Below are 20,884 nucleotides of genomic sequence, written 5' to 3'. Positions count from 1 at the left end.
AAGCAATGACCTCAGGAGATAGAAAATGTTAACTCTGCGCAAACTTCCCATCGCCGTTGCCGTCGCGGTGGGAACCCTCTCCGCCCCGACGATGGCGGTTGATTTTACCGGTTACGCCCGTTCCGGCATTGGCTGGACCGGCAGCGGTGGTGAACAGCAATGTTTCCAGGCCACCGGTGCCCAAAGTAAATACCGTCTGGGCAACGAATGTGAAACCTACGCCGAACTGAAATTAGGCCAGGAAGTGTGGAAAGAGGGCGACAAAAGCTTCTATTTCGACACCAACGTGGCTTACTCCGTGGCACAGCAGAATGACTGGGAAGCCACATCGCCCGCCTTCCGTGAAGCCAACGTAAAAGGTAAAAACCTGATCGACGCGCTGCCAGGCTCTACCATCTGGGCCGGTAAGCGTTTCTATCAGCGTCATGACGTCCATATGATCGACTTCTACTACTGGGATATTTCCGGTCCGGGTGCCGGTCTGGAAGATGTCGATCTCGGCTTCGGTAAACTCTCTTTCGCCGCAACCCGTTCATCTGAAGCGGGCGGCTCTTACACCTTCTCCAGCGATCGTATCCGTGACTTCGCCACCAGTACTGCCAACGACGTGTTTGATGTGCGTCTGGCCGGTCTGGAAACCAACACCAACGGCGTGCTGGAGCTGGGTGTCGACTACGGTCGCGCTAATGCCCGTGACGACTACCGTCTGGAAGAGGGGGCCTCTAAAGATGGCTGGATGTTCACTGCTGAACATACCCAGAGCATGCTGAAGGGCTATAACAAATTCGTACTGCAGTATGCCACCGATGCGCTGACCTCTCAGGGCAAAGGCGTGCCGCAGGGCACCAGCCTCAACAACAATGGTGACATGTACCGCATCCTCGACCACGGTGCGATCTCGCTGGCGGAACGCTGGGATCTGATGTACGTCGCCATGTACCAGAATATCGATCTGGACAACAACCGTGGCACCGAGTGGTACACCGTGGGTGTGCGCCCGATGTACAAATGGACGCCGATTATGAGCACGTTGCTGGAACTGGGCTACGACAACGTCAAATCGCAGCAGGCTAACGAACGCAACGGCCAGTACAAAGTGACGCTGGCGCAGCAGTGGCAGGCGGGCGACAGCATCTGGTCACGTCCGGCTCTGCGTCTGTTCGCGACCTACGCTAAATGGGATGAAAAGTGGGGCTACAACAAAGATAACTCAGGCGATCTCACCACCTTCGCCTCTGCGGACACCAGCGGTAACGGCATCCTGACTAACAGCCGTGGTAAAGACGATGAAGTGACCTTCGGCGCGCAGATGGAAATCTGGTGGTAAACCAGCACCTTTTCTGACAGGCGCGCCTGCGCCTGATGGATCTCTTTGGTCGCGGTGTGCCATTGCCTGGTTCACGCCGCGACCTGCAATAAGGTAGACATAATGAAAATGAAAAAACTGGCTGCACTCTGCCTGAGTGCGGTGTTACTGACAGGACATGCGCTTCCCGCCCTGGCGGATGTCAATCTGGTGCCGCAGGATCTCTCGTCCGCACCGGTCGTGGCACCCGAAACACTGCAACGCCTGAGCTGGCAACCGCTGGCTGCTTCTCAGACACAGACCACAAAACTCGCTAACAGCGGACAGACGCTGAATGCGCCACACATTGCCGGTCCGGTCGCGGCCTACAGTCTGCCCGCCAATATCGGCGAACTGACGCTGACGCTGAGCAGTGAAGTGGCGAACGGTCAGGTTTTCGCACCGAACGTGCTGGTGCTGGATGAAAACCTGCGTCCTGCGGCCTGGTTTCCCAGCCGCTACTTTACCTATCAGAAGCCGGGCGTGATGGCGGCAGATCGGCTGGAAGGGGTGATGAAATTAACCCCGGCGCTGGGTCAGCAAAAAATCTACCTGCTGGTGTTCACCACCGACAGCGATCTGACACAAACCACCACGCTGCTTGACCCGGCCAAGGCCTACGCCCAGGGCACCGGTCATGCGGTACCGGATATTCCCGATCCCGTCGCCCGCCACAGCCGGAAAGGCACGATCAAGCTGAAGATGCAGACCAGTTCCGGCTCATCCATTCTGGTCGGGCCGCTGTTTGGTTCATCCGGCCCGAGCGCGGTGACCGTCGGCAATACCGCACCTGCGGCAGCGTACAGCGCAGCACCGGCGCCTGCACCCGCCGCAGCGCCCGCGCCAAAAGCCCGTGCGGAACCGATCATGAGCGACACCGAGAGTTACTTTAACCAGAAGATCAGACAGGCAGTGAACAGCGGTAATATCGATAAGGCGCTGAAACTGCTGGATGAAGCCGAGCGGCTGGGTTCCACCTCTGCACGGCAGACCTTTATCAGTAGTGTTAAAGGCAAGGGGTGAAGCTGCCCCGACAATACTGATGTTGTTCCATCTGGTGCGCTGCGGCGCACCTTTTTTTGTTGCAGAGATCCTGATTGCATGATTTTTTTGCGTGGTTTTACGCATTGCGTAAGTCATGCTGTGGGCAATAGCGTTTGATGAATATAGGCTAACTAAGCTGTTTCAGGGATGACTTTTCTGGAGGCTATATGCGAAGTTACACGACAACACAGGCCCGAAAATATCTTGCTGAAATCATGGATATCGTGAGGGCGGGTGAGTCTGTGATTATCACCCGCCGGGGCGGCTCTGCTGCTGTGCTTATCAGTCGCGAAGAGTTTGATGTCTGGCAGGAAATAAAACAGGGTGCCAATTTTTCAGTCGATACGGAAAAGCGTAATCAGAAACTTTTAATGAAGACTTAGTAACAAAACATTCGCTCTTATCGCGATCAATGCATTTGCATTGCCAATGCACTTGCATTACTGTTGCGCTATCTTGTTTTTTTCTAGTGAGAATCCGCAATGGGAACTCTGACTCATGCAAACATCTCTCTGCGTGCTTCATCAAAACTGACAGCGCGCAGCCAGACCACTATCCCTGCCGCAGTTCGTGATGCGATGAATCTGCAGCCTGGTGAGAATATCGAATACGCTGTTCTGCCGGGCGGCAAAGTCCTTATTACCCGTCAGGAAACGGTGACTGATGATGATCCAGTGATGGCGAGCTTTCTGAGTTTTCTTGCTGCTGACATACGCAACACACCTGCAAATATTAAAACGCTGGATCGAGGATTATTAACTCGCATTACATCGTTGACCGAAGGTATGGACGTTGATTTGGATGCTCCACTCATGGACGATGAGTAATTAAGTATGGAAGACAGCACGGTTATAAATGGATGGCACGTTTATGTTCATCCCTGTTTTGAATCGCAGCTGATTGCGCTGACCAATGAAGTGGAGTTACTCAGGGCTAAATATCCTGAAAGTTACCAGCGAAAAGCGACGACTAAGCTTTTAGCCGCTGTGTTTAAAGTTATCAATAGTGAGATTTGCGCCGATCCACATCAGGCAAAGTTTCGCCAGGGCGATACGCTGGGAGAACAAAATAAGCATTGGTTCCGTGCAAAGTTTTTGATGCAGTATCGTTTGTTCTTTAGATTCAGCGAGCAACATAAAACCATCATCCTTGCATGGATGAATGACGCTGAGACCAAACGTGCTTATGGCAGTAAGCGTGACGCCTATAAAGTATTTTCAGGAATGTTGCATAACGGCTATCCACCTGACGACTGGGCATTGCTGTTAAAGCAATCTCAGGATTGGGCGAAGATAAATTCTTAAGTTCATTAAATCCTGAACAGAATCCGGTGTGCTTTTTTCAGACGCTCGTGCTCAGGGTGATCTTATCACTGTTGAGAGGCGCTGATTACAGTAGCAGAGTGCGAGCCGTTGCCGGCCCGCACGTTGTAATAACTGAAAATTATGTAAAACAGGCTGCGTCAGAGACGAGTCTGAGTCGCGCGTTGACCTTCAATTGCGCAGTAGTCGCTTCCGGCGTGCCGTCAGATCACGCAGCAGCGTGTCAGTGGCAGGATCGCTGAACAGCGTTTCCAGCGTGGCGCTGAGCTTGCGTCGCCAGTTCGGATATTCATCGCTGGTGCCCGGAATATTGACCGGCACCGCCATATCCAGCCAGTCCTCCGGTTGCAGTCCCAGCAGGGCGCTGTGACTGTCAGCCAGATAGCGCTGCATCGCCCGGTTTAATGCCTTGCTCATGCCGGTGCGAGGTGCATCGCGTCCGGCACGTTTCGGCAGGGCACCAACCCGATGCAGACTCTGCAGCAGCGCCTGCTTCGCTCGCAGCCGATCCTGATATAGCCCGGCCAGCACCACCTTGTCGGGATAGAGGCCGAGTTGTGCGCCGGTGGTCAAATCATCGCTCTGCCACCAGCCACGCAGCGTCGGAAGATCGTGAGTGGTCGCGACCGCCATTGCCTGTCGTGGCCATTCGGCGGGCGGACGAAAACTGTGGGCTGACTCCTGCTCAAAATAGAGCACCTTATAGGAGTAGACCCCGCCATCACGCAGCTTATCGACAATCGCTTCCGGCACCGTACCGAGATCTTCGCCAATGACCATGCAGCGATGACGCTGACTTTCCAGCGCCAGAATCGCCAGCAGATCGTCGATGGGATAGTGCACGTAGGCACCGTGCATCGCGCTATCACCGGCCGGAATCCACCACAGCCGCATTAGCGCCATCACATGGTCAATGCGCAGTGCGCCGCAGTGCCGCATGTTAGCGCGCAGCAGGGCGATCCACGGCTCCCAGGCGCGCTGACGCATCACCTGCGGATCCATGGGCGGCAATCCCCAGTCCTGGCCGCGCGGGCCGAGAATATCGGGCGGCGCACCGATGCTGGCATCCATGCAGTAGAGATCGCGCTCGCTCCAGGTCTCTGCACCACCCTGCGCAACACCCACCGCCAGATCGCGGTAAAGTCCAATCGGCATCTGCTGCTGCTGGCAGATGTCCCAGCAGTCGGCAAACTGCTTCGCGGCCAGCCACTGCAGCCAGAGCCAGAAGCGCACCTGATCGGCGTGCTGTTGCAGGAAGGCCTGCACGGCCGGACTGCCGGGATCCTGCAACGCCTCCGGCCACACCGGCCAGCCCCAGCGATCACTATCCTGTGCTATCTGATCGGCGTGCAGCGCATCAAACAGCGCCTGATGCTGAAGACTCTCGCCTCCTTCACGTATAAATCTATTAAACGCCTGCACCTCGGGATCGCTGGCGTCGCGCTGAGTAAACTGCGGCCACGCCAGTCTCAGCGCGTCAATTTTCAGCCGGGTCACCGCCGCATAATCCACCCAATCTGCTGCACGAGCCTGTTCCAGCGCCTGTTCTGTTTCCGGACGTTGCCGCCAGGCCTGAGCGGCAGTGCTCTGCCGGAAATCAGCGACTGCGCCCACATCGATGTAGAGCACATTAAGCCAGCGCCGGGACGAGGGGCTGTAAGGGCTGGCACTCTCCGGGCTGGAGGGAAACAGCGCATGGATAGGGTTAAGACCGATAAACGCGCCGCCGCGTGCGGCCACCTCCGGCAGCATCCGGCGCAGATCGCCAAAGTCGCCGATTCCCCAGTTCTCCGCCGAGCGCAGGGTATAGAGCTGCACGCAGGCGCCCCATATTGACTCACCTGCCAGCAGGGCCGGGGGTTCATAACAGCGGGCCGGGGCAATTATTATCCGGCACGACCACTGCTGCGCACCCTGTTGCAGCGTCAGCTCATGATAGCCTTCAGGCAGCGGCGGCAGATGCAGCGGCTGAGCGGGCTGGCAGCGACCTGAGCTGATTTCACCCGCTTCACTGGTGAGATGCCAGTGGGCATCGTCAGCGAGCTGTGGCGACAGGCTCAGAAGATCGCCGCTGCGAAAAATCACCACCGGTGGCAGCGGCGTGCTCAGCGGATGGGAAGGCTGCATCACCGCCAGCAAACGCTGGCGGGTCAGGGTCGGGATCGCCTGTGGCTTGCCGTGAGCATTGATATACTCAGCGGCGATGCCCGCCCGGGAGAAATCGTCCATAACCGGATCTGTTTTCATGGCGTTCCTTAGCGTTTCGCTTGCCAGATGCGCTGCTGGTAATCGCGGATAGCGCGATCGGAGCTGAACATGCCACAGCGTGCGGTATTGAGGATGGTGGCACGTGTCCAGGCCTCCTGATCGCTCCACAGCGCTTCTACCTGCGCCTGTGCGTCAAGGTAGGGCTGGAAGTCAGCCAGTACCAGATAGGGATCACCGCCTTCCGGGCCGAGACTCTGCAACATCGCATCAAAGGCGTGGCAGTCGCCCTGGCTGAAGGTGCCATCTTCCAGCGCCAGTAAGACCTGATTGAGCTGCGAATCTTTCTTGCGCCACTGCGCCGGGGCATAACCGTCTGCTTTTAACGCCACCACCTGTTCCACGGTATGCCCGAAGATAAAGATGTTCTCGCTGCCAACCTGCTCAGCGATCTCAACGTTCGCTCCATCCAGTGTGCCGATGGTCAGTGCGCCATTCAGCGCCAGCTTCATATTACCGGTGCCGGACGCTTCTTTACCGGCAGTGGAGATCTGCTCGGAAAGGTCGGCGGCGGGAATCAGCCGCTCGGCGACGGAGACGTTGTAATCGGGAATAAACACGACTTTCAGCCGGTCACCGATACGGGGATCCTGATTGATCACCTCGGCCACTTTGTTGATGGCATAGATGATGTTTTTCGCCAGTGCATAGCCGGGCGCGGCTTTGGCACCAAACAGCACCACGCGCGGCGTCCGGTTAGCCTGCGGATCGGTGACCAGCGTCTGCCACAGCGCAATGATGTGCAGCAGGCTCAGATGCTGGCGTTTGTACTCATGCAGTCGTTTGATCTGCACGTCAAACAGCGCGGTGGGGTCAATCTCAATGCCGGTCCGCTGTTTCACCCAGTGCGCCAGCGAGACTTTGTTCCGCTGCTTGATGGCGCGATATTCCGCGCAGAAGGCGGCGTCATCCGCAAAGGCTTCCAGCCCCTGCAAGGCATCGAGATCGTTCAGCCAGGGTTTTTGCAATGTCCGGGTGATCAGGGCACTCAGCGCCGGGTTGCACTGATTGATCCAGCGGCGCGGCGTAATGCCGTTGGTCACGTTGTGAAATTTCTCTGGCCACATCTGGTGATATTCCGGGAAGAGATCCTGCACCACCAGTTTCGAGTGCAGCGCCGCCACACCGTTGACCGCGAACCCGCTGGTCACGCAGAGGTTCGCCATCCGCAGCTGGTTATTATGCACCAGTGCCAGTCTGGCCCACTTCGCTTCATCGTCCGGCCAGCGCGCGGTGACAGCCGTTTTTAGCTGCGCGTTCAGGGTATTGATGATCATCATATGGCGCGGCAGCAGACTGCGCACCAGACGCACATCCCAGCACTCCAGCGCTTCCGGCATCAGGGTGTGATTGGTGTAGGCAAAAGTGTGCTGTGTGATCTGCCAGGCGCGATCCCAGCTCAGCTGATGCTCATCCAGCAGCAGACGCATCAGCTCCGGGATGGCCAGCGTCGGATGGGTGTCATTAAGCTGGATCACTTCATGATCGGCCAGGGTTTCGATGCTGCGTCCGGCCCGATGATGGCGACGCAGAATGTCTGCCAGCGCACAGGCGCACTGAAAATATTGCTGCATCAGACGCAGTTTTTTACCGTTCTGATGATTGTCATTGGGGTAGAGCACTTTAGTCAGTTTTTCAGCATCAATACCCTGTTGCTCCGCGCGCAGAAAGTCGCCGTCGTTGAAGCGATCAAGGTTAAACGGCTGGGCATGTTTCGCCTGCCAAAGACGCAGTGGCTGGCTGATACCATTCTGATAACCCACCACCGGCAGATCCCAGGCTTCGCCGAGCAGTTCAAACGCCGGTTGCCACTGTGGCTGACCCGCAACCGTCACCACTTTACCGCCCAGCCCGACCCGCACGTTAAGCGCGGCGTTGTGGTTAAACCACGGATAGCGGTCGCGCTGCCAGTCATCCGGGCCTTCAATCTGCGCGCCCTGTTCGAAGCGCTGGCGGAACAGACCGTACTGATAGTTCAGACCGTAGCCCGTAGCGGGCTGACCCACATTCGCCATGGAATCCAGGAAACAGGCTGCCAGACGACCCAGGCCGCCATTACCCAGCGCCGGATCCGTTTCGGTTTCCAGCACGTCAGTGAGTGAGATATCCCAGGCGGCCAGGGCCTCGTTGACCGCGTCATACCAGCCCAGGTTCAGCAGGTTGTTGCCGGTCAGGCGACCGATCAAAAACTCCATCGACAGATAGTTAACATGGCGCAGTTCTGTCGGGGCTGGGGGAGCAGGCTGCGCGGCCAGCATATCGGCCAGCGCACCGCTGAGTGCCTGCCACCACTGTGTCGTGGTCATCTCCTGCGCATCGCGCAGGCCAAAACGCTGCCACTGACGGGTCAGGGCAGCATTGAACTGAATCGGGTTGAAATCGGGCTGTGTCATGGTTGATGTCCTGTGAAAACGGAAAATGGATCAATGTGGCGACAGTCTGCCCGCGCGGAAACCCTCGCTCATCCTCCTGCAAAGAATTAGCGGAGGAGGATGGGGAGGGTGGAGAGGATGAGGCTAATCCGAAATCATTGAAGGAGTGTGATTGCGCACGCTTTTGTAAAGTTTAATTAATGGGTTTGCTTGCATTCATCTGACGAAATGCTGAACCTGTGTAAGGAATAATTACGAAGCGTAAAATAATGATGCGCTCGACAAATGGAGAAACGCGCGCCCATGTTAATACCCGCTAAACTCAGCCGCCCGGTGCGTCTTGAAGGCACTGTGATTCGGGAGAGATTGCTGCAAAAGCTCACCGCTGCAGGTAACTATCGGCTGGTGCTGGTCACCAGTCCGGCGGGCTACGGTAAAACCACACTGGTGTCGCAGTGGGCGGCAGGGAAAAGCGATCTGGGGTGGGTTTCTTTAGATGAGGGCGATAATCAGCCGGAGCGCTTTGCCGATTACCTGATCGCTGCACTGCAACAGGCCACCCACGGTGGCTGTCCGCGCAGTGAACTGCTGGCGCAGAAGCGGCAGTATGTGAATCTCAACGCCCTGTTTTCTCAGCTCTTTATCGAGCTGGTGGAGTGGCAGCAGCCGCTGTGGCTGATCGTTGATGACTACCATCTGATTACCAATCCGGTGATCCACGACGCGATGCGCTTTTTCCTGCGCCATCAGCCTGAAAATCTGACGCTGATTCTGATGTCACGCAACCTGCCGCAACTCGGTATCGCCAACCTGCGGGTGCGTGAGCAACTGATTGAGCTGGGCAGCCAGCAGCTGGCTTTTACCCACCAGGAGGCACGACAGTTTTTTGACTGCCGACTGGCGGCCCCGCTGGAAAGCGAAGAGAGCAGCCGACTCTGTGATGATGTAGCGGGCTGGGCTACGGCGCTGCAACTGATCGTACTGTCGGCGCGACAGGGGGCCAGTTCGGCTCAGCATTCCGCCCGGCGTCTCTCTGGCATTAATGCCAGCCACCTCTCCGATTATCTTGTTGAAGAAGTCCTGGATAACGTCGATCTGCCTACCCGTCATTTCTTACTGAAAACCGCGCTGCTGCGTTCAATGAACGATGAACTGATCGCCTGTGTCACCCGCGAAGAGAACGGCCAGATGCGGCTGGAAGAGATTGAGCGTCAGGGTCTGTTTCTGCAGCGCATGGACGATTCCGGCTGCTGGTTCAGCTACCATCCGCTGTTTGGTAACTTCCTGCGTCAGCGCTGCCAGTGGGAACTGGCGGCGGAGCTGCCCGCGCTGCATCGGGCTGCGGCAGAGAGCTGGATGGCGCAGGGCTTTCCCGGCGAGGCGATTCATCATGCGCTCGCCTCTGGCGACGCCACTATGCTGCGGGACGTGCTGCTGAAGCACGCCTGGACGCTGTTTAATCAGAGCGAGTTGCCGCTGCTGGAGAACTCCCTGAAAGCACTGCCGTGGGAGATGATGCTGGAAAATCCAATGCTGGTGCTGCTGCAGGCGTGGCTGATGCAGAGTCAGCATCGCTTCTCCGAAGTCGACAGTCTGCTGGCGCGTTTTGAACAGGCCAGCCGCTGCGAGATCGATGCAGCACTGCGTGGTGAATTTAATGCGTTGCGCGCCCAGGTGGCGATTAACGATGGCAATACCGACGAAGCGGAGCGGCTGGCGAAAGTGGCGCTTGACACTCTGCCAGCGAGCCGTCACTACAGCCGCATTGTGGCAACCTCAGTGCATGGTGAAGTGATGCACTGCAAAGGCGAGCTGGATGATTCACTCAAGCTGATGCGGCAGACCGAACAGATGGCGCGGCGCGATGAAGTGTGGCACTACGCCCTCTGGAGCCTGATTCAGCAGAGCGAGATTCTGTTTGCTCAGGGCTTTTTGCAGGCAGCCTATGAGATCCAGAGCCGCGCCTTTGTGCTGGTCGACGAGCAGCACCTGGCTCAGTTCCCGCTGCATGAGTTTCTGCTGCGCATTCGCGCTCAGTTGCTGTGGGCCTGGGGACGACTGGAAGAGGCGGAGCAAGCGGCCCGGGAAGGCATCAAGGTACTGAACGGTTTCCAGCCGCAGCAGCAGATTCAGTGTCTGGGATTGCTGGTGCAGTGCTCACTGGCACGTGGCAATCTGGATAACGCCCGCAGCTACCTGAACCGGCTGGAAAACCTGCTGAACAATGGCAACTGGCACAGCGACTGGATAGCCAATGCCGACAAAGTCCGGGTCATTTACTGGCAGTTGACCGGCGACAGCCAGAACGCCCGTGACTGGATGCGGCAGACGCCTAAACCCGCCTTCGCCAATAACCATTTTCTGCAGGGACAATGGCGGAACATCGCCCGCGCGCAGATCCTGCTGGGTGATGTCAGCCAGGCGGAAGTGGTGCTGGAGGAGCTGAATGAGAATGCCCGTGCCCTGCGCCTGATGAGCGATTTAAACCGTAATCTGCTGCTGCTGAATCAGATCTACTGGCAGACCGACCGTAAAGCGGAGGCGCAGCGTGTCCTGATAGAGGCGCTGAAACTGGCGCGCAGCACCGGTTTTATCAGCCATTTTGTGATTGAAGGCGAGATGATGGCGCAGCAGCTGCGGCAATTGATTCAGCTGAATACCCTGAATGAGCTGGACAGCCACCGCGCCCGGCGCATCCTGCTGGAGATCAATAAATATCACCGTCACAAATTCGCCCATTTCGATGAAGGCTTTGTCAGCCGTTTGCTTAACCATCCTGACGTGCCGGAGCTGATCCGAACCAGTCCGCTGACGCAGCGTGAATGGCAGGTGCTGGGATTGATCTATTCGGGCTACAGCAACGATCAAATCGCCGGTGAGCTGGCGGTGGCCTCCACCACCATCAAAACCCACATCCGCAATCTCTATCAGAAGCTGGGCGTCACCCATCGCAGCGAAGCGATGAATCAGGTGCAGTCGCTGCTGAAAATGATGGGATATGTCTGACGACAGGCGTTTACAGGGCGGCTTTAGCCCGCTCTGCCGCATGTCAGCACACCGTCGAAACAGGCGGTCTGTATCAATGGGAAGCGGGGCAGTTACTTTACTGCGCAACATGCAGCTCTGATTTGCCGGATTTCGGGCCCTGATTTCTTCCAGCCGGTGCATAAATATCGCATGCATCAGCGCGTTACGGGCTTCACCTTTATTCAGCCCCGCGAGGTCCCGCCTGCAGCAGTTAGGGTAGTGCTTCCTGAAATTACGGATTTCTGAGGTTCAGGAAAATTAATTCTGAGTGGTTAAACAGTGTCCCCTTACCATACCTCTTAAAAGTCAGATGAATTATAGAAAATGATATATGCTTTTGCTTTTTTTTGAGTTCAGGATTGTCATTCCCTGCTTATGAAAAAAGTGCCTTAATAAAAATGTAATATGTATTATTTCATGAAAAGAGTAAATTGTTAGCAGAGTAATTATTAGCCTTTAATGTCATTAGCTATTAACTAGTTAGTTAAAAAATAGCATCCCCGAAAATTTTTTTTAAAATTAAACGAAAACATTATAAAACAACGAAAAACGTTTCATTACACTCCATAGTTTTTATTTTTTAGATAATTTACTTTTAATGAAATAGCTCATTAGCTATGGGGTGGGCCAGCGATTATCTCATGTATTTATTATCTTTAAGGATGGATTATGAGACATAAAAAATTAACGCTTGCTTTGGCTGTTTTTGTCCTCTCTGCGGCGCGACTTGCAGTCGCTGCACCGTTACATAACCAACCGTTTACGAATCACTCCCCACAGACCTTCTTACTTGTCGGCGATGCTAATGGAGGTGACGGCGGCAACGGGGGTTCTGGTTCTAATTCTCCTGGTGGCCCTGGCGGCGATGGAGGAAATAACAGCGCCAGCGGTAACGGGAATGGCAGCGGTAATGATAACGGCACTGGCAACGGCTCCGCTAACGGTAATGGTTCCGGAGACGGTGACGGCGGCGGTGATGGTGGTGACAGCGGTGGCGATGGTGGTGGTGGTGATGGCGGCGGTGCGTAATCAGGCTGCAGAATCTAACTAAAAATGGTCGCCTCATGAAGGCGGCCATTAATTAAAGGATGAAACTTCTATGTCAAAGCTACACAACACGCTGATTTTTTTTCCACTATCTGCAGGGCTGCTCCTTTCCCTGCCGGTATTCAGTCAGACACTCCCGCAGGACACTATTCAGCTGTCTGCCTGTGAGAGCCTGAACGGACAAGATGGGAACGGCAGTTCGCCTGATGGAGAAAGTGGTAAAGACGGCGTGCCCGGTACAGGCTGTCTGAACGGAGGTAACGGCGGTAACGGTTCTGCTACAGGTGGTAACGGCGGAAATGGGGGGAATGGGGCAGGCGCCGCGACTGAACCCTACCATAAACACCACAAACATCATAAAAATGGACAGGGTAGCGCCAATGGTGGCAACGGGGGTGATGGTGGTTCAACTGACAATGCGCCCGGAGGTGCTGGCGGTGATGGAGGTAACAATGACCAGTCAGAACATCTGTAAACGATACCGTACCCTACTAAGGTGCTCCACTCTGATACTGGTGATTTTTACACACTGCGGTTATGCCTCTCCGGCCTCCCCGATTCCTTTTCCTGATTCCTTATCACTGATTTCTGATGGTGGAAACGGCGGGGACGGTGGTCCGGGCGAAAACGGAGGGGATGGCGGTAACGGCGGTAATGCTGGTACAGGCTCCAACTCAAATGGCGGAGATGGCGGAAATGGCGGCACTAACGGAGCCGATGGAGGGGATGGTGGCAACGGAGGAAGCGGGAACAACTCATCCGGTGGTGATGGTGGTGATGGTGGTGATGGTGGTGATGGCGGTGATAGCGGCGGCGGCATATAAGTCATAGCGCAGAGGATGATATGAAAAACCTTCTCATGAAAGCTGTATATCTCATTATTCTCACCTCAGCATTACTGAGACCTTTCATGGTCGTACTCACGGTAACCTCTTCTCTGGCGGCCGGAATATTCAGCACTGCGGCATGGGCAGACGGCGACGGTGGCGACGGTGGTGACGGTGGCGGTGACGGAAACGGGGGAGACGGAGGGAATGCTGGTTCTGGCAGCAACGGAAATGGCGGCGACGGCGGTAATGGTGGTGAAAACGGAGGAAATGGAGGGAACGGCGGTAATGGTGACGGATCAGGTAATGGCGGAAACGGAGGCGATGCGGGTCATGGCGGCGTCGGCGGGCAGGGTGGCAGTGGCGGGAATGAGGGAGGACATGATGGTTCTCCCGGGATGAGTGGAGCTAAATAGTTATCCCTATGCCGTTAACGTGGTCTGCCGGAGGTTAATTACCCCGGCGACTTCATGCATACAGACTAAGCAGACAGCAAGGCAATGCGGAGACACCGAGTTGCCAGGCCTGAACTGCGAAAGCCGGTAAAGTCATATCAGTCGTTTTTACCGGCACCAGTAAATCCCGATCTTCCTTAAAAGACATCGCATAGTGTCAGCCTGAGTGATGGCAGTTTATCCGGCACCACCAACGATCCATTTCCCGCCCGGCCTCTTCTGCAGGGGAACGGGTTGAATCGCGGCATGCTGGTCACAGATATTATGTTGCATTAGAGCTGAAAGCCGTTCGTATCATGCCAGGATATTAAGGATCGCAACATAAAAAGAAGATACAGGCGGTGAACGTCCGTAATGAGCAAGGAGCGGACGTTCCGTTCTTAATGACTGACTGTTACCATTGCATCCAACATAGCACCCGGCTCATCTAACCTTACCCAAAACAAAAATTAATATCCATAAATCAGCTCTATCCACGTATGACATCACCAACTCCTCAAGTCACAAAATATTTTGCCGATAACGATTTTTTAACGATCCAAAGTCCTGGAAGACAGATATGAATAAATTTGTTTATTGTATGATTGCTTTGTGTTTTTCCGGTTTATGTTCCGCAGCTGAAGATTTAGGCTTGGGGACATATTTATGTGATGTCCGGATAACCAGCTCTCATACAGAGACGCAGCTTTTGCCAAAAGCTGCTGTCGTTGAAGACAATGGAAGTAACTACAAAGTGAAAATGCTGGGTAATGAGGTAACATCCCCAGCGCTTGAAAGTGTCATAGGTGGTATTAAACAGCAGGCTACTGTTAACGGAATAACCTTCGTAAGACGTCCTAATTACGATGATCGTTTTATCATCGAAAATGCGCATTCCGGCTTCTTTTATAAAATGAGAAACTGCAAAAAAACTAATATTTTTTCCGCTGATGCTTTAAGCATTAGTATAGGATGGCTTTTAAATTAATTGTGTTTTAAAAGTCCCTGTTTACTATATTAACTTGATAGTGAACCTCATATCTTTGCAGCCATGTTATGATTAAAATGCTTCGACAATTGCTGTCACCTATCCGGCCGATGAGCAATTTAAACTGCTATCATGTCCGTATGCCTTCCAGTTTAACGTTCAAACTGTATTACCTTTGTATTAATTTCTGGCAGCTGCAATGAGGCGGGCCAGACTAAGTTCAGATTTATGTCCGCTATGAGTGAGGAGCAACCATGACCCCAGGGATGGTTTAAATAGGTGATATCCCTTTACCCGTTTTGAGCTGATGCTTTTCTTAGCAGGATGCTTTATGTTGGTCACACTCATCCTGCAGGGTATAACCATGATAAAAGTAGAAAAATCTGATCCATTCTCTTCAGAAACCCATCGTTTAATCGAAATGCTATCAGCAGAACTTGCCGCTATTACTGGTGATAACGGCAAAAGCAATTTCACCACCCAAGCAATGAGTGATGACAAAGCTTTATGGGCATTAGCAAAGAATTCTCAAGGCAGAGCTGTGGGATGCGGTGCTATACGGCCTTTTACCCAAAATATAGCCGAGCTTAAAAGAATGTTTTCAGACCGAAGTGAGTCAGGGATTGGTGGTGCTTTACTCACTTTCCTTGAAAAATCAGCAAAAGAGATGGGATATATCGAAGTTAGGCTGGAAACCCGCCACATCAACTATCGTGCTGTAAATTTCTACATGAAAAATGGTTATGTCCCTATTGAGAATTACGGCCCATATATAGGCAGGACAGAAGCTATCTGTTTCTCAAAGGCATTGCGCTGACTATATTAATTGGAACTGACGTCTGCTCCTGTCACAAAGTAAACTGTCATCGGGCTGATGACCGGTATATGCCAAAAGCGGATACTGTTTTTAATGTGATTTATTTATTTGATGCTGCCTTTGCTGGAGCACAAAGGAAGTCAAACTACGTCGCGATTACTGCTAGCCCCGCCAGGGATAAAACACCATTAGCTAAGCAAACGAACCGCGCCTGGAGACTTGCCCGTTACACGCTTAAAAGCCCGGCTGAAAGCAGCCTGAGAGGAGTATCCTAACCGTTGCGATGCGGTGTCGACAGTAATGTTTTCTGACGACAGCCAGCGGACAGCGAGATGCATCTTTACTTCCGTTACATACCGTAGCGGTGGGACGCCGATGGTGGTCTGAAACCTTTCGGCGAATGCGGAGCGGGATATATGCGATTCGGCGGCGAGTTCTGCCACGCTCCAGTCGCGGCCCGGTTCGCGATGAATCGCCAGGATGGCCTGAGCCAGACGCGGATCGCGCAGTGCTGCAGCCAGGCCAGGGCTATTGCCGCAACCGTCTTCCACCCATCCTCTGATAAACATCGCTCCAGCCACATCGGCAAGCCTGGCGAGAATACCTGCATAGCCCACGCGTCCGGAGCATATCTCACGCTTCATCGCATCAAGGATATGCATGAGTCCCGGCCACTGAATCCCCTTTGCATTGGCATGCATAATTTCAGGCAGCACATCCGCCAGCCGCTGCATGCTTCCCAGATCGATTTTCATACAACCAAAAAACAGCACAGCACCTGGCGTTTCCTGAGTACTCGGGCAGGTATCAATCCCACTCACTTTTTCATCGAGTGGTGCCGTTTCAATATTGTCGATATCCAGCACGTCGGCGGCTGTTGCCGACAAAAGCTGATGCCGTTCGCCGTGGGGAAGAAATACAGCCTCTCCGGCTGAAAGCGTAAGAACTTCGCCGTTTGCACTATGAAGCACCATCTCCCCTACAGCGACGTAGTGCAGATAAGCATGACCGGGCCTGCTTGCGAAGTTCAGGCCAAACGTATCTCCCGTCTGGATACGCTGATATCGCACGCCGTATAGCCGTAGACCGGAAAGCAGCTCGCTGATGAGTTCTGATGACAGAGCGAAGGATGAAGTCATATGCCTTTTCGGGTTTTGGGTAAAAAAGTGAGGGTTTTAGAGCATAGATCATCCAGCTGCGCCTGAATAGACTTCTTCTCCTGAAACGACTTTCCAGGAGACTTAGAAATGACGGATGAAACTTCTATCAGGGTTCACAAAGAAAGAGTGCAAAGAGATGAGAAAATCCAGCCAGCCTGGCTTGCGGTTTTTTCGTTAACCATGGGTGTTTTTGGCCTGCTCACCGCAGAGTACCTGCCTGCCAGCTTATTAACGCCTATTGCACGGGATTTGGGTGTGTCAGAATCTCTTGCAGGACAGGCCGTAACAGTGACGGCGGTGATTGCGTTATTTGCCGGATTACTGATACCGCGATTAACGCGTGCGCTGGACCGGCGCGTCGTGTTGTTGAGCTTTACCGCCCTTATGATCTTCTCAAATCTGCTCGTGGCGCTCTCTTCAGGTATTGTCATGCTGCTGGCAATGCGCATCCTGCTGGGTATCGCGTTGGGTGGATTCTGGAGTATGGCAGCGGCGGTTGCGATGAGGCTAGTGCCGGAGAGGCTGGTACCGCGGGCGCTGTCGATCATTTTTAGTGGAATCGCGGTAGGTACTGTTGTTGCCGTACCGCTGGGAAGTTATCTGGGCGAGATGTCTGGCTGGCGTAGCGCGTTTATTGCCGCTGCTGCGGTTGGCGCACTCTCTTTTATTTTTCAGTGGCTGACGCTGCCCGGAATGCCGCCGGTAGTCAGGACCAGGACGGCATCCGTATTTTCTCTGCTCCAGAGGCCGGGCGTGAGCGTGGGCATGCTGGGGTGCGTGCTTGCACACACCGGCCAGTATGCGCTGTTTACCTATATACGGCCTGCGCTGGAAGGACTCGCACACATAGACGCAAAAGGGCTGGCATTAATACTTCTGGTGTTTGGCGTTGCTAACTTTATCGGGACACTGTCGGCAGGGTGGCTGATGGAACGCAGCCTGCGTTTTACGCTGATTATTATGCCTGCTCTGGTTGGAGCAGCGGCACTGGGTATGATCACTCTGCCGTTATCAATCGCCGGGCTTACAGCGCTGGTCATGCTGTGGGGGCTGGCATTTGGTGGCATACCGGTGGCGTGGTCAGGTTGGGTCGCCCGGACTCTTCCCGATGAGGCCGAGAGCGCAGGGGGTATGGTGGTCGCCGCCGTCCAATCCTCCATTGCCGCGGGTGCAGCAATAGGTGGCCTGATATATGGCCTCAACGGGGTGACGGGGGTATTCATTACAGCTGCCTGTATCATGCTTACTGCCGCGCTGGTTATTGCATTCCGGGTCAGGGTCTCGCCATCAGCTGAAGGAACGCAAAGCATATAATTTCAGTGGCATTTTAATATGTTGGGACACCTCAATCGAACAGCTTAACATCCCCGGACCGCACAGCGTTCCGGGCCTGCTGGCTGAGTCTGTTGGCAAAGGGGCGGGTTAACTGCAGAAGCTGGTTAAAATGCGTTTTGAGCGAGGAACGGAAAATAAATAGCAGGCATCTCATTGACGGTTCTGTGGCTCCTAAGAGGATCTGAATTCATTATCATCAGGATTTAGCTTTGTCATACATGGAGTAAGTCTTATGAGTATAGGTATAAGGCCAGCACAACTTTCTGATGTTGATGGAATTTTCTCAGTCCGAACATCTGTTACGGAGAATCATCTGAGCCGCGAAGAAATGCGAAGAATGGGGATCACAGAAAGCGTCGTGGGCGATATGATCAAAAACGACCATTGTGCATGGGTTGCCTGTGATAATGACGAAATTATCGGTTTTTCAATGATTTTAAAGGATAAAGGCTGCCTTTATGGTCTTTTTGTTCTTCCTGAATACGAAAGCAGAGGTATAGGTCGCAGACTCACTATGCTTGCGGAACAGGAGTTATTCAGACATCACGAAATTGCCTGGCTGGAAACCGATGAAAACAGCCGTGCGGCAAAATTTTACATGCAACTCGGCTGGGGTAATAAAGCAAATCTGGATGGCACTTTCATCCGGTTAGAAAAGCAACGTGATAGTTGATCTTCTTCATCTCTCATCGAGTTCCGCTTTTGCACGCAGAAGACCTGCGCTCTGGAAGGGCCGCTATGAGCGGGAAGCGGACGCCCGGTGTCCGCTAATGTGAACTCGCCAGGTTACTTAAACCGTCTCCCTGCCTCATCAGTCACCTTTTCTCCATCCTCTTTGGTGAAAGAATCTTTCTGACCTTCAGGGAGAATATCCAGCACAATTTCTGAGGGACGGCAAAGTCGTGTCCCTAATGGTGACACTACTACCGGCCTGTTAATCAGGATCGGGTGCTGAAGCATAAAATCGATCAACTGCGCATCAGAAAATTTATCTTCATCCAGACCCAATCGCTCATAAGGCTCAACATTCTTACGCAGCAATGCACGTACAGAAATCCCCATTTCTGAAATCAGCCTGGTAAGCTCTTCTCGTGTCGGTGGCGTATCGAGATAATAAATAATTGTTGGTTCGTTGCCGCTGTTACGGATCATCTCCAGCGTGTTACGTGAGGTGCCACAGGCCGGGTTATGATAGATGGTAATATTGCTCATATCAGTATCTCATTACAAAGTGACAGAGAGCCGCCATACCAGCGCGGCCAGAGTAACGAACAGCACGGGCAGGGTCATAATTATGCCTGTCCGGAAGTAATATCCCCAGGTAATGCTCATGTTTTTCTGTGCCAGTACATGCAGCCACAGCAGGGTTGCCAGACTCCCGATTGGGGTAATTTTGGGACCTAAATCGCAGCCAATCACATTGGCGTAAATCATTGCTTCTCTGACGACGCCAGTCGCAGTGCTCCCTTCAATGGACAGCGCACCAATCAGCACCGTCGGCATATTGTTCATCACCGACGACATGAAGGCAGTCAGGAAGCCGGTGCCGAACGTGGCAGCCCATAAACCGTTGTCTGCCAGCATATTGAGTACGGCAGAAAGATACTCAGTGAGTCCGGCATTACGCAGGCCATAGACGACCAGATACATACCCAGCGAGAAAATCACGATCTGCCAGGGCGCACCGCGAAGCACTTTCCCGGTATTAATGGCCTGGCCCCTCTTTGCCACCACGAACAGCACCGCTGCGCCAACTGCTGCTATAGCGCTGACAGGGATCCCCAGCGGCTCAAGAACAAAGAAACCGACCAGCAGGAACAGCAGAACAATCCAGCCAGCCCTGAACGTCGCAGGATCCTTAATCGCACTGCCAGGAATCTTCAGCAGTGAGACGTCATATCTGGCAGGGATATCGCGGCGGAAGAAGAGATGCAGCATGACCAGCGTGGCAGCAACGGCTGCCAGATTCACAGGAACCATCACGGAGGCGTACTGCGTAAAGCCCAGGCCAAAGAAATCCGCCGAGACAATATTTACCAGGTTAGAGACAATCAGCGGCAGGCTGGCGGTATCAGCGATGAATCCTGCAGCCATGACAAATGCCAGTGTCGTTCCCTGGCTGAACCCCAGAGCGAGCAGCATCGCAATCACAATCGGTGTCAGTATCAGTGCTGCACCGTCGTTAGCAAACAGCGCAGCAACAGCAGCGCCAAGCAGTACTATCCACGTAAACAACAGGCGACCGCGCCCGTTACCCCAGCGGGAAACATGCAGTGCGGCCCATTCAAAGAACCCAGACTCATCAAGCAGCAGGCTGATGACGATTACCGCAATGAACGCCGCTGTTGCATTCCAGACGATATTCCAGACGACAGGGATATCTTCAAAGTGGATGACTCCCATTCCCAGCGCCAGCACGGCTCCGATACTTGCGCTCCAGCCAATGCTGAGGCCTCTGGGCTGCCAGATGACCAGGACCAGCGTGAGTATAAAGATACTTCCTGCCAGAAACATTTTCCGACTCCTTTATATATGCTTATGTGTATGTGATTAAGCTTGTCAGCAGGAAGTACATGCGGATTTTTCCAGTCGTTCACGCACATCATCGCGCAGGCAGTGCCATGCCGTCGTTATCGTCTCGCCGGCCCATGCGGGCATGTGGGGTGAGAGACGGTAGTGAATCCATTTCCCTTCCCGACGGTCCAGTACCAGTTCAGCCTCACGCAGGATAGCCATGTGACGGGAAATTTTAGGCTGTGATTCAGTGGTAGCCGCACATATATCGCATACGCACAGTTCGCCCGATTCCCGGAGAAGCATGACAATTGCGAGCCGGGTTTCATCCGACAGGATCTTAAAAAGCTGAACAGGCTGTAGCATTTATTACTCCATTCCCTTTAG

20 protein-coding genes are annotated in these 20,884 nt (G+C 53.9%); 14 read left to right on the top strand and 6 right to left on the bottom strand.

The features are described 5' to 3' along the window. Nucleotides 1–25 precede the first annotated feature (25 nt). From ACXKZD_RS22760 to ACXKZD_RS22740, 5 genes are all read left to right on the top strand, one after another. Nucleotides 26–1,327: a maltoporin gene (locus ACXKZD_RS22760; RefSeq protein ID WP_033760237.1), complete on the top strand. Its 1,302-nt coding sequence runs from the start codon at nucleotides 26–28 to the stop codon at nucleotides 1,325–1,327. Nucleotides 1,328–1,429: 102 nt separating this feature from the next. Continuing rightward, nucleotides 1,430–2,368, top strand: a complete 939-nt coding sequence (malM, locus tag ACXKZD_RS22755; RefSeq protein WP_488982263.1) for a maltose operon protein MalM — start codon at nucleotides 1,430–1,432, stop codon at nucleotides 2,366–2,368. Between the two features lie 188 nt (nucleotides 2,369–2,556). Beyond that, complete coding sequence (locus ACXKZD_RS22750; RefSeq protein WP_488982262.1) at nucleotides 2,557–2,772, top strand: type II toxin-antitoxin system Phd/YefM family antitoxin; 216 nt, start codon at nucleotides 2,557–2,559, stop codon at nucleotides 2,770–2,772. Between the two features lie 99 nt (nucleotides 2,773–2,871). Beyond that, on the top strand, nucleotides 2,872–3,216 hold the full coding sequence (locus tag ACXKZD_RS22745; protein ID WP_033773852.1) for a type II toxin-antitoxin system PrlF family antitoxin: 345 nt from the start codon (nucleotides 2,872–2,874) through the stop codon (nucleotides 3,214–3,216). Nucleotides 3,217–3,222: 6 nt separating this feature from the next. After that, nucleotides 3,223–3,693: a type II toxin-antitoxin system YhaV family toxin gene (locus tag ACXKZD_RS22740; RefSeq protein WP_064690735.1), complete on the top strand. Its 471-nt coding sequence runs from the start codon at nucleotides 3,223–3,225 to the stop codon at nucleotides 3,691–3,693. 189 nt (nucleotides 3,694–3,882) lie between these two features. On the opposite strand, the gene malQ is transcribed toward ACXKZD_RS22740, so the two are convergent. After that, nucleotides 3,883–5,958 carry a 4-alpha-glucanotransferase gene (gene malQ, locus ACXKZD_RS22735; protein ID WP_488982261.1) on the bottom strand — a complete coding sequence of 692 codons (2,076 nt, stop codon included), beginning with the start codon at nucleotides 5,956–5,958 and terminating at the stop codon, nucleotides 3,883–3,885. Nucleotides 5,959–5,966: 8 nt separating this feature from the next. Continuing rightward, on the bottom strand, nucleotides 5,967–8,369 hold the full coding sequence (gene malP, locus ACXKZD_RS22730; RefSeq protein ID WP_488982260.1) for a maltodextrin phosphorylase: 2,403 nt from the start codon (nucleotides 8,367–8,369) through the stop codon (nucleotides 5,967–5,969). A 282-nt stretch (nucleotides 8,370–8,651) separates the two neighbouring features. Here malP and malT point away from each other — a divergent pair, with 282 nt between their 5' ends. From malT to ACXKZD_RS22695, 7 genes are all read left to right on the top strand, one after another. Beyond that, nucleotides 8,652–11,354, top strand: coding sequence for an HTH-type transcriptional regulator MalT (gene malT, locus ACXKZD_RS22725; RefSeq protein WP_033760251.1), 2,703 nt, complete (start codon nucleotides 8,652–8,654; stop codon nucleotides 11,352–11,354). Between the two features lie 919 nt (nucleotides 11,355–12,273). Next, nucleotides 12,274–12,426: a hypothetical protein gene (locus tag ACXKZD_RS22720; RefSeq protein ID WP_223564369.1), complete on the top strand. Its 153-nt coding sequence runs from the start codon at nucleotides 12,274–12,276 to the stop codon at nucleotides 12,424–12,426. A 48-nt stretch (nucleotides 12,427–12,474) separates the two neighbouring features. Then, nucleotides 12,475–12,897, top strand: a complete 423-nt coding sequence (locus ACXKZD_RS22715; protein WP_010247334.1) for a hypothetical protein — start codon at nucleotides 12,475–12,477, stop codon at nucleotides 12,895–12,897. 116 nt (nucleotides 12,898–13,013) lie between these two features. Further along, a complete protein-coding gene (locus ACXKZD_RS22710) occupies nucleotides 13,014–13,253 on the top strand; it encodes a hypothetical protein (RefSeq protein WP_192073112.1) in 240 nt (79 codons plus the stop codon). 152 nt (nucleotides 13,254–13,405) lie between these two features. After that, nucleotides 13,406–13,651: a hypothetical protein gene (locus tag ACXKZD_RS22705; protein ID WP_488982259.1), complete on the top strand. Its 246-nt coding sequence runs from the start codon at nucleotides 13,406–13,408 to the stop codon at nucleotides 13,649–13,651. Nucleotides 13,652–14,263: 612 nt separating this feature from the next. Then, nucleotides 14,264–14,671 (top strand): hypothetical protein, encoded by a 408-nt coding sequence (locus ACXKZD_RS22700; protein ID WP_457183234.1) that lies wholly within the window; start codon nucleotides 14,264–14,266, stop codon nucleotides 14,669–14,671. Nucleotides 14,672–15,002: 331 nt separating this feature from the next. Continuing rightward, a complete protein-coding gene (locus ACXKZD_RS22695; protein WP_223565892.1) occupies nucleotides 15,003–15,488 on the top strand; it encodes a GNAT family N-acetyltransferase in 486 nt (161 codons plus the stop codon). 188 nt (nucleotides 15,489–15,676) lie between these two features. On the opposite strand, the gene ACXKZD_RS22690 is transcribed toward ACXKZD_RS22695, so the two are convergent. Beyond that, nucleotides 15,677–16,627 carry an AraC family transcriptional regulator gene (locus ACXKZD_RS22690; RefSeq protein WP_201500556.1) on the bottom strand — a complete coding sequence of 317 codons (951 nt, stop codon included), beginning with the start codon at nucleotides 16,625–16,627 and terminating at the stop codon, nucleotides 15,677–15,679. A gap of 108 nt (nucleotides 16,628–16,735) precedes the next feature. Here ACXKZD_RS22690 and ACXKZD_RS22685 point away from each other — a divergent pair, with 108 nt between their 5' ends. Both ACXKZD_RS22685 and ACXKZD_RS22680 read left to right on the top strand, forming a co-directional pair. After that, nucleotides 16,736–17,962, top strand: a complete 1,227-nt coding sequence (locus tag ACXKZD_RS22685; protein WP_033760266.1) for an MFS transporter — start codon at nucleotides 16,736–16,738, stop codon at nucleotides 17,960–17,962. A gap of 253 nt (nucleotides 17,963–18,215) precedes the next feature. Further along, a complete protein-coding gene (locus ACXKZD_RS22680) occupies nucleotides 18,216–18,656 on the top strand; it encodes a GNAT family N-acetyltransferase (protein WP_033760268.1) in 441 nt (146 codons plus the stop codon). 113 nt (nucleotides 18,657–18,769) lie between these two features. Here ACXKZD_RS22680 and arsC read toward each other — a convergent pair whose 3' ends face one another. Genes arsC through ACXKZD_RS22665 form a run of 3 tightly spaced genes read right to left on the bottom strand, consistent with a single transcriptional unit; the run spans nucleotide 18,770 to nucleotide 20,863 of the window. After that, entirely contained in the window at nucleotides 18,770–19,195 is a 426-nt protein-coding gene (gene arsC / locus ACXKZD_RS22675; RefSeq protein ID WP_033786923.1) for a glutaredoxin-dependent arsenate reductase, read from the bottom strand. Nucleotides 19,196–19,207: 12 nt separating this feature from the next. Then, nucleotides 19,208–20,497, bottom strand: a complete 1,290-nt coding sequence (locus ACXKZD_RS22670; protein ID WP_033786925.1) for an arsenic transporter — start codon at nucleotides 20,495–20,497, stop codon at nucleotides 19,208–19,210. Between the two features lie 45 nt (nucleotides 20,498–20,542). Continuing rightward, nucleotides 20,543–20,863 (bottom strand): transcriptional regulator, encoded by a 321-nt coding sequence (locus ACXKZD_RS22665; RefSeq protein WP_022624488.1) that lies wholly within the window; start codon nucleotides 20,861–20,863, stop codon nucleotides 20,543–20,545. Between the last annotated feature and the right edge of the window lie 21 nt (nucleotides 20,864–20,884).

The sequence above is a fragment of the Pantoea sp. ABR1s genome (assembly GCF_057812235.1).
Note: the sequence above shows the minus strand (reverse complement) of the source record. Positions and strands in the feature narration are given on the sequence as shown.

What these genes read in the sequence shown, in the direction of transcription:
- ACXKZD_RS22760 (WP_033760237.1), top strand. Translation starts at nt 26, where the DNA reads ATGTTAACTCTGCGCAAACTTCCCATCGCCGTTGCCGTCGCGGTGGGA.
- malM (WP_488982263.1), top strand. Translation starts at nt 1,430, where the DNA reads ATGAAAATGAAAAAACTGGCTGCACTCTGCCTGAGTGCGGTGTTACTG.
- ACXKZD_RS22750 (WP_488982262.1), top strand. Translation starts at nt 2,557, where the DNA reads ATGCGAAGTTACACGACAACACAGGCCCGAAAATATCTTGCTGAAATC.
- ACXKZD_RS22745 (WP_033773852.1), top strand. Translation starts at nt 2,872, where the DNA reads ATGGGAACTCTGACTCATGCAAACATCTCTCTGCGTGCTTCATCAAAA.
- ACXKZD_RS22740 (WP_064690735.1), top strand. Translation starts at nt 3,223, where the DNA reads ATGGAAGACAGCACGGTTATAAATGGATGGCACGTTTATGTTCATCCC.
- malQ (WP_488982261.1), bottom strand. Translation starts at nt 5,958, where the DNA reads ATGAAAACAGATCCGGTTATGGACGATTTCTCCCGGGCGGGCATCGCC.
- malP (WP_488982260.1), bottom strand. Translation starts at nt 8,369, where the DNA reads ATGACACAGCCCGATTTCAACCCGATTCAGTTCAATGCTGCCCTGACC.
- malT (WP_033760251.1), top strand. Translation starts at nt 8,652, where the DNA reads ATGTTAATACCCGCTAAACTCAGCCGCCCGGTGCGTCTTGAAGGCACT.
- ACXKZD_RS22720 (WP_223564369.1), top strand. Translation starts at nt 12,274, where the DNA reads ATGGCAGCGGTAATGATAACGGCACTGGCAACGGCTCCGCTAACGGTA.
- ACXKZD_RS22715 (WP_010247334.1), top strand. Translation starts at nt 12,475, where the DNA reads ATGTCAAAGCTACACAACACGCTGATTTTTTTTCCACTATCTGCAGGG.
- ACXKZD_RS22710 (WP_192073112.1), top strand. Translation starts at nt 13,014, where the DNA reads ATGGTGGAAACGGCGGGGACGGTGGTCCGGGCGAAAACGGAGGGGATG.
- ACXKZD_RS22700 (WP_457183234.1), top strand. Translation starts at nt 14,264, where the DNA reads ATGAATAAATTTGTTTATTGTATGATTGCTTTGTGTTTTTCCGGTTTA.
- ACXKZD_RS22695 (WP_223565892.1), top strand. Translation starts at nt 15,003, where the DNA reads ATGTTGGTCACACTCATCCTGCAGGGTATAACCATGATAAAAGTAGAA.
- ACXKZD_RS22690 (WP_201500556.1), bottom strand. Translation starts at nt 16,627, where the DNA reads ATGACTTCATCCTTCGCTCTGTCATCAGAACTCATCAGCGAGCTGCTT.
- ACXKZD_RS22685 (WP_033760266.1), top strand. Translation starts at nt 16,736, where the DNA reads ATGACGGATGAAACTTCTATCAGGGTTCACAAAGAAAGAGTGCAAAGA.
- ACXKZD_RS22680 (WP_033760268.1), top strand. Translation starts at nt 18,216, where the DNA reads ATGAGTATAGGTATAAGGCCAGCACAACTTTCTGATGTTGATGGAATT.
- arsC (WP_033786923.1), bottom strand. Translation starts at nt 19,195, where the DNA reads ATGAGCAATATTACCATCTATCATAACCCGGCCTGTGGCACCTCACGT.
- ACXKZD_RS22670 (WP_033786925.1), bottom strand. Translation starts at nt 20,497, where the DNA reads ATGTTTCTGGCAGGAAGTATCTTTATACTCACGCTGGTCCTGGTCATC.
- ACXKZD_RS22665 (WP_022624488.1), bottom strand. Translation starts at nt 20,863, where the DNA reads ATGCTACAGCCTGTTCAGCTTTTTAAGATCCTGTCGGATGAAACCCGG.